Raw genomic sequence first — 6,912 nt, forward strand, 5'->3', positions numbered from 1 at the left:
CCTGCCCCTAGGCAACGAGCGTCGTATCCGTGAGAAGGAAGATGCTGCCAATGCTAAGACGAATGCCTTCGCTGGTCTGCGTGTCGGCTCGCTCACCGAAGTGAAGACGAACGGTAACTGGGAATAATGATCGATCACACCGGACACCTCTCTCTCACTATAGAGGAGGCTCCCTCACATAGCTTGTCCATCCGACCTACCTCGGGTGGACTTGCTTTTTCTATCACCGTCTGTGTGGAGCAGGAGGCGAACTTCACTTCCTTCCTGCCCTATGCCTCCATCGGTACGCCTATTGGGCAGCAGATCGAGGAGCTGTACTATCAGAATGAGTGGCTTGCTTTCCCCTATGCTACCACTTATCTCTACTACGAGCCCCACGAAGCGGTACTTGTCCCCGAGGAGCTCCTGACGCCTGGGCAGGAATCCCTTTGGTTAGCCCCCGATCGTGATCATGCTTCCGAGCGACTAGCCCTGCCTGAGAATCCCAAGGTTGGCCTTAGTGTGGCACTCCTAGAGGAGGGTAAGAGCCTCGTCCTCTCGTGGGATCAGAGAGCCTATACCTTCCTCAAGCGTAGACACTCGACTCTTGAGCCTTTGCCCTACTTCATTCCTCTGCTCGTACAGCGTAGAGCTGACTCGCAGAAGTCTCGGGGGCATGAGCTACTCCTCGTGCTCAGAGAGCAAGGGGTGGACTGCCTCCTGCTCCTAGGTGGAGAGCTCATAGCCTTCAATAGCTATCCCATCGTGCGCCTCCAGGATGCCGACCAGGTGGCAGGCGAAGTGATGTTCTATGCCTCTACACTCTGGCGACACTTCGGTCTCTCTAGTGTCAGCGATCGTATCCACATCGCCCACTCAGAGGAGGGAACGGAGGCAACGGTCGCCATCCTCAGATCTAGTGCACAGAAGCTACGTGCCATACTCTCACGGTACGTAGGTGCAGTGAGCCTAGAACCCTATCGTGTCCTAGCACTGAGGTAGTATGCGTATCATCGGCGGTAAGTACAAGCGTCGTCGCTTCGATGTCCCTAAGAGCTTCAATGCTCGCCCGACGACAGACTTTGCCAAGGAGAACCTCTTCAACGTCCTCCAGCACTACATAGACCTCGAGGGCACTACGGCTCTTGATCTCTTCAGTGGTACGGGGAGTATCGCCGTGGAGCTACTCTCTCGTGGTGTCTCTCGTGTCGTAGCTCTTGAGCAGCGAAGGGAGCATGCTTCCTTCATTCGCTCGGTGGCTTGGGAACTAGGGGAGGAGACACACCTGCAGGTGCTGCAGGCCGATGTCTTCCGCTTCCTTCGTGGAGGCAAGACGCAGCCTATCTATGACTTTATCTTCGCTGATCCACCCTATAAGCTTAGTGAGATCGCCCAGCTTCCAGAGCTTATCTTCGGGGCTAATCTCCTGCGTGAGGGAGGTCTACTGGTCGTGGAGCATCCTCAGCAGTATGACTTCTCCTCGCACCCACACTTTACCGAGCGTAGGGTGTATGGGTCTGTGAACTTCTCCCTCTTTTCCCTAGCGCAAGAGCTCCCCGAGTAGATTGGCTATCCTTCCCCTCGGGTTCTCGTAAAGACGAACACTAACTATTGGTAAGATGAAAGCACTTGTAATCTACTCGCACACCTATCCCGAGACAAGTGTAGCTGGTAAGGCCATCCTTGAGGTTCTGGAGGTCACCCCAGGCTTCGAAGTCCGCAATGTCGATACACTCTATCCCGACCTGAACAAGATCGACATCGCAGCCGAGCTGCAGGCTCTCTTAGAGGCGGACGTTATTATCTTCCAGCACCCTGTCTTTTGGTATAGTGGTACCTCAGCGCTCAAGCGCTGGATGGATGAGGTTCTTCAGTTTGGCTTTGCCTACGGAGATGGTGGAGATAAGCTACATGGGAAGAAGTTCATCCACTCCTTTACGGTGGGCTCTGAGGCTGCAGCCTATGTCGGTGAACTAGAGAGGGTCATCTGTGCTCCTTTCGAGGCCACTGCTAACTACTGCGGTATGGAATATGTCCAGGCCTTCCCGCTCTACGGACAATTCCCTCCCACGAACCCCAATGTAGCGCAGGAGGCCAAGGCACATGCTGAGAAGCTTGTGGCCTTTGTCCAGTCTCTTTAGAGACGTCCCATACGTAGAGTTCCGCCCTGTCTACAGATAGTCTATAGGAAATAGAGAACAGAAAGAGCTCCCACTCGTACATGACACGAGTGGGAGCTCTTTCTGTTTCTTCATTAGGTCGTCCTTCGGTCTCTCCCTCACTATCGGTCAATAAAAGAGGGAGAGCTATGGCTCTACCGAGGGATGAAGTCCCCCAACTATCTCCAGCACTATACCCATAGTTCAGAAGAGAGGGAATCCACCAAATGTAGGGAGATACTTGCCTAGGTCTAGGCTCTGTGGAGAGGTAGGCCTCTGTTTCTTTGTCCCTACGTTGGGATTTATCGTGTGGTGAACTATTCTTCTTTCCTAGTTTTTATTACAGATGAACATAAGTAACAATTAAGATGAAGGTATTAGTAATTTATTCTCACACCTACCCCGAGATCAGTACTGCGGGTAATGCCATCCTTGAGGTCTTCAAGGCTACCCCCAACTTCGAAGTCCGTGACCTCGATGCCCTCTATCCCGACCTAAGCAAGATCGATGTCGCTGCCGAGCAGAAGGCCCTTGTAGAGGCAGACGTCGTTATCTTCCAGCATCCCATCTTCTGGTTTAACGTCCCCTCGGCGCTTAAGCGTTGGATGGATGAGGTCCTGCAGCATGGCTTTGCCTTTGGGACAGGTGGAGATAAACTCCATGGAAAGAAGTTCATCCATTCCTTCACCACAGCGTCTCAGCAAGAGTTCTTTGCTGGTGAGCTCGAGCATGTCCTCCGTGCCCCCATCCAGGCCTCCGTTAACTACTGTGGTATGGAGTACGTCCAGGCCTTCCCGCTCTATGGACAGCTTACTCTCACGAACCCCAATGTAGCGCAGGAGGCTAAGGCACATGCCGAGAAGCTAGTGTCCTTCGTTCAGTCTCTATAGTACCCTATATGCTGGGGCTATATCCAGAGCTCGGCGTATAGTCTGTGTTGGACAGTGAAGAGCATGGGCTCCTACTCGTATCGCATACGAGTAGGAGCCCATGCTCTTTCTTAGCTATGTAAGTCTCTTGTTCTACCCCCTTATTGGTCGAAGAAAAGAGGTAGTGCTATACCCTTTCTATGGGATGAAGTCAGTCCAAGCAACTCCAGTACTTCGGCTGTAGAGCGAACGGGGGTACTTGCCCCCTCCTTCACTTCTGAGACGATGAGCTTACCATCTCCTGCACAGTGATAGTGACCATTGTGCCTGGGGAGGACTTCATCCTCATAGTCAAAGTCAAATGCCAGCTCAGGATCACTCCTCAAGCAGTACTGTAGGAAGGCGGGCATATCTAGGATACGTATCATCCCCTTGCTGAATGATCGGCCTCTTGCACTGGGGCGCAGATTGTAGGTGAATGAATTAGGGGGGAGAGCTTGCCCTAGCTTTCTTAGTAGTGCTTCACGTACCTCACGTGTGCCGAAGATTGCTTCTGCGGAATATCCCTCTCCTACCCAGACGACGAATATCGCTCCTGCAACCCTACCAGCCTGATCACGATACTCCTGAACGAGGCGATCTAAGTGGACCTCATAGTCCCTTAGGATCACCTCCCACATCCCCCGTGAGTGGGTCAGATGGGGCTCTACGATTAGCTCCTCGATGCCACAGAGGTAGTCGAGTAGGGTGGCGGCAGTGTAGTCGGGGTCTACTTCGTCCAGTACATCACGCTCGTCCTCGGTCTGCCGAGCATTAGGGAGTGAGGCATAGCCACCCGTACGCTGATAGTAATCCCATAGCCAGCCCTCGGCAGGAATGATTACCGAGAGCACATCTCCTCGCTCCTGCTCTCTACGCAGAGCCTCGGTGAGCAACCCCCTCATATACCCTCGCCCTCTATAGTCGGGGTGAGTGCAAGCAGCTAGGATATAGCCTGCCTGTATCGTTTCTCCTGCCTCTGAGAGGGAGAGCTGGGGGAACTGTAGGTGTGCGACCACCTTACCCTCTTCCCTGTGGAGTAGGGTACTCTCTTCCTGATAGACGTTGGCGAAGTAGCTGTCGAGGAATAGGTCATCATCCCCGAAGCAGAGTTGCCAAAGCGCCCGTGCTTCATCCAGTGCCATGTGTGGGGTCAATATTCCTTGCACTCGTGACGACGTACGGCGGCTATCTTCGGGAGGATCAGCTCGGGCTTGTAGGAGAGCTTGGCTCGGCGAAGGCCTTCTATGCCTAGGTCTTCCTCCCTATTGACATAGATGTATTGCTCGGGGATCGTTGAGGCAAAAAGCTTGTTGATCATGGTGAAGGCTCCATCGTAGTCCCTATTAGCCTTCTCAATGTGTACCCCGAAGGTCGTCCCATTGATTGGGGAGCCTAAGGTAAAGGCTACGATCTCTCCCCCTACTCGTAGAATTCCCCCTGAGAGCTGGAGCTCCTCGAGGTGGGTGAGGAGCCTTAGGATCACTTCCTGCTCCTTGTCCTCTCCTCCATCTTCGCTCTCGTGGTGCTCTAGCCAGGCTTGCTCTAGAGCCATACACTCTAGAGCATTGGCGGGTGTGATGGGCTCGTAGGTGTAGTCGGGGTAGGTCTTCTCGAACTTGTTGATGTGGTTACGCTTCGACTGCAGAGACTTGCCCGATAGGGTCACCAGCCGCTCCCTGAGGTAGATGTAGTCGGCATTGCCCTCGTCCTCCAGGAAGGTGAAGGCCTCGGGGCAGTTCGACTCTAGGCGCTCTCTACAGGTCGGTGTCACGCCCATCAGGACGAGTGGGTATCCTCCCTCCTCGGTCTCTCTCCCTAGACGCCCGATAGCCTTACCCACACAGCCCTCTCCACGGGTAATGGGTACTAGGTAGGCAGGGTGAGAGCGCAGTGGCGAGGAGAAGCGTATGAAGAGGCTGTCATCCTCCACGCAGTAGCACGTCTCGTACTTGACTGCCCAGCCGTAGAGGTTGGCGAAGGCAAGGTCACAGATCTGCCCGTAGCTGTGTAGGGTGAAGGAGGTCACGATCTCCCGTGCCTCGGGGGTGATGGGCTTGAATAGGAGTCTACTCATAGGATGATGTTGTGATTACTTGGCCTCGCCTCGGGTCATGCGGAAGGAGGCCTTATAGCAGATGAAGAGTGGGATAGCTACACCTACGCCTAGGGCGAACATCGTCAGTAGGGCGATGATCGCATTGCTGATGATCTCGGGTAGATACTGCTCATGAGCGACCTCTTGAGTACTCTCCATGAAGCGTATCATCCCCAGTAGAGAGCGGTAGGCGAAGCGTCCAGGGATCATAGGTAGCAGTGCGGGGAAGGCAAAGACCTCGATCGGGTAGCGTGCGTGGTAGGCAAAGACGACTGCTAGGAAGCCGACAAAGACGGCTGCGAAGAAGGTCGATACAGCGATGTTGATCCCCGCATACTCCATGAAGGAGAAGCGGATGATGTTCCCGAAGAAGGCTAGGATAGGTACGTAGCGGAAGGCAGCCCGTGAGGGGTTACCTACGGCAGCGAAGCCGAGGGCAGCAAGTGCAGCGAAGAAGCCCTTCTCTAGTATCAGTAGTAGATCCATACTCTAGGTGAGGATTAGGGGGATGGTCGGGTAGGGGAGAGAATTAGAGTAGAGATAGGTCGAGCATCATGAGCGTGCAGCTCAGCCCTACGGTGATACTGATGACGATCATCACGGCGGTCATCAGTCGGGAGATCCCGTTGAGCATGAAGCCATCGAGCAGGTCCATCATCCCGTTGATGAAGGGGACGCCTGGGATCAGATACAGTACGCTCGTCCCTAGGGCGATCTCGGGGTAGGTCTCTAGTCCGAACTTCGCACCCAGCCCTACGACAAAGGATGCCACGAAGGCTGAGACACATACCACGAGGTAGGGATAGACATGGCGGGCATTGAGCTCCTGACGGACGAAGAAGCCACAGAGTGTGCCTGCGAAGACACAGAGAGCAGAGCCGATGTCACCTCCGAAGAGAAAGCAGAAGGCCATATTCGCCATGCTGATGAGGAAGAGGATGAGCCAGCGATTGACCGGAGGTGTAGTCACGATGGTCTCAAATCGCTCCTCCAGCTCCTGCAGTGAGGGGTGATGGTCATAGGTGTACCAGGAGAGGCGACTGAGCTCAGCGTTGAGGAAGAAGTTGAGGGGGAGGTGGCGATGGCGGATCATACCCGTCACGGGGTGAGCCCGACTGATGTGCGAATCCTCGATATTGTCCGAGGAGGCAGGCATGAGGGTCATCGTGATATTCCTCTGGAACATCATGATCGTCAGCTCATATCCATAGGCATGTGCCACACGTGTCGTATTGACTACGATACGGGAGGTCTGCACTCCGACACTAGTCTGTGTCGTAGCGAAGCGAAGTAAGAAATCCAATAGTTGCTCTGGGTCTACATCCCTTAGTGGGCCAGGCTTAGTCTGTGGCATAAGTCAATCCGATAAGAAATAACCGAAATGAGCTCTCACCGGTGGTTAGGTGAAAGCTCATCAATGTCGGTAGTCATGCTACTCTTCTTTAGTTGCGGAGGCAGGATTCGAACCTACGACCTTTGGGTTATGAGCCCAACGAGCTGCCACTGCTCCACTCCGCGCTATCTCTTTTGCACTGCAAAGGTAGTACAATATTTCTAATTGACCAAATCATCCCTATTACCCTCATCTCCGACGCATGAAATTACCCTAGTGGGAGGGCAATGTAGTCAAGGAGTATACACCGAAGATAGAAGTATCTGTGTCCTAGGTGTAGAAATTCCCTATGTATGTCTACTACCTAGGAGGGGTAAGTGTACACGTGTGTATACAACAGTGTACCCACGTGTACACAACAGTATACACGCGTGT

At 53.7% G+C, this 6,912-nt stretch carries 8 protein-coding genes and 1 tRNA gene; 4 read left to right on the plus strand and 5 right to left on the minus strand.

What is annotated here, in order from left to right:
- The first annotated feature begins 126 nt into the window (after positions 1 to 126).
- From QZ554_RS07820 to QZ554_RS07835, 4 genes are all read left to right on the plus strand, one after another.
- Positions 127 to 981, plus strand: coding sequence for a DUF3822 family protein (locus QZ554_RS07820; RefSeq protein WP_297195637.1), 855 nt, complete (start codon positions 127 to 129; stop codon positions 979 to 981).
- A 1-nt stretch (position 982) separates the two neighbouring features.
- Positions 983 to 1,543: a 16S rRNA (guanine(966)-N(2))-methyltransferase RsmD gene (rsmD, locus tag QZ554_RS07825; protein WP_297195639.1), complete on the plus strand. Its 561-nt coding sequence runs from the start codon at positions 983 to 985 to the stop codon at positions 1,541 to 1,543.
- Between the two features lie 55 nt (positions 1,544 to 1,598).
- On the plus strand, positions 1,599 to 2,120 hold the full coding sequence (locus tag QZ554_RS07830) for an NAD(P)H-dependent oxidoreductase (RefSeq protein ID WP_297195641.1): 522 nt from the start codon (positions 1,599 to 1,601) through the stop codon (positions 2,118 to 2,120).
- Positions 2,121 to 2,506: 386 nt separating this feature from the next.
- Complete coding sequence (locus QZ554_RS07835) at positions 2,507 to 3,028, plus strand: NAD(P)H-dependent oxidoreductase (RefSeq protein ID WP_297195643.1); 522 nt, start codon at positions 2,507 to 2,509, stop codon at positions 3,026 to 3,028.
- A gap of 140 nt (positions 3,029 to 3,168) precedes the next feature.
- Here QZ554_RS07835 and QZ554_RS07840 read toward each other — a convergent pair whose 3' ends face one another.
- From QZ554_RS07840 to QZ554_RS07860, 5 genes are all read right to left on the minus strand, one after another.
- Positions 3,169 to 4,191, minus strand: a complete 1,023-nt coding sequence (locus QZ554_RS07840) for a GNAT family N-acetyltransferase (protein WP_297195645.1) — start codon at positions 4,189 to 4,191, stop codon at positions 3,169 to 3,171.
- A gap of 8 nt (positions 4,192 to 4,199) precedes the next feature.
- On the minus strand, positions 4,200 to 5,123 hold the full coding sequence (locus QZ554_RS07845; RefSeq protein ID WP_297195647.1) for a phosphatidylglycerol lysyltransferase domain-containing protein: 924 nt from the start codon (positions 5,121 to 5,123) through the stop codon (positions 4,200 to 4,202).
- A gap of 15 nt (positions 5,124 to 5,138) precedes the next feature.
- The gene (locus tag QZ554_RS07850; protein ID WP_297195649.1) at positions 5,139 to 5,630 is read right to left on the minus strand and encodes a threonine/serine exporter family protein; all 492 of its coding nucleotides are present in this window, start codon (positions 5,628 to 5,630) and stop codon (positions 5,139 to 5,141) included.
- Between the two features lie 43 nt (positions 5,631 to 5,673).
- Positions 5,674 to 6,498: a threonine/serine exporter ThrE family protein gene (locus tag QZ554_RS07855; protein ID WP_297195650.1), complete on the minus strand. Its 825-nt coding sequence runs from the start codon at positions 6,496 to 6,498 to the stop codon at positions 5,674 to 5,676.
- Between the two features lie 92 nt (positions 6,499 to 6,590).
- Positions 6,591 to 6,662, minus strand: a tRNA-Met gene (locus QZ554_RS07860).
- Between the last annotated feature and the right edge of the window lie 250 nt (positions 6,663 to 6,912).

The sequence above is a fragment of the uncultured Porphyromonas sp. genome, assembly GCF_915070105.1.
GTDB lineage: Bacteria > Bacteroidota > Bacteroidia > Bacteroidales > Porphyromonadaceae > Porphyromonas.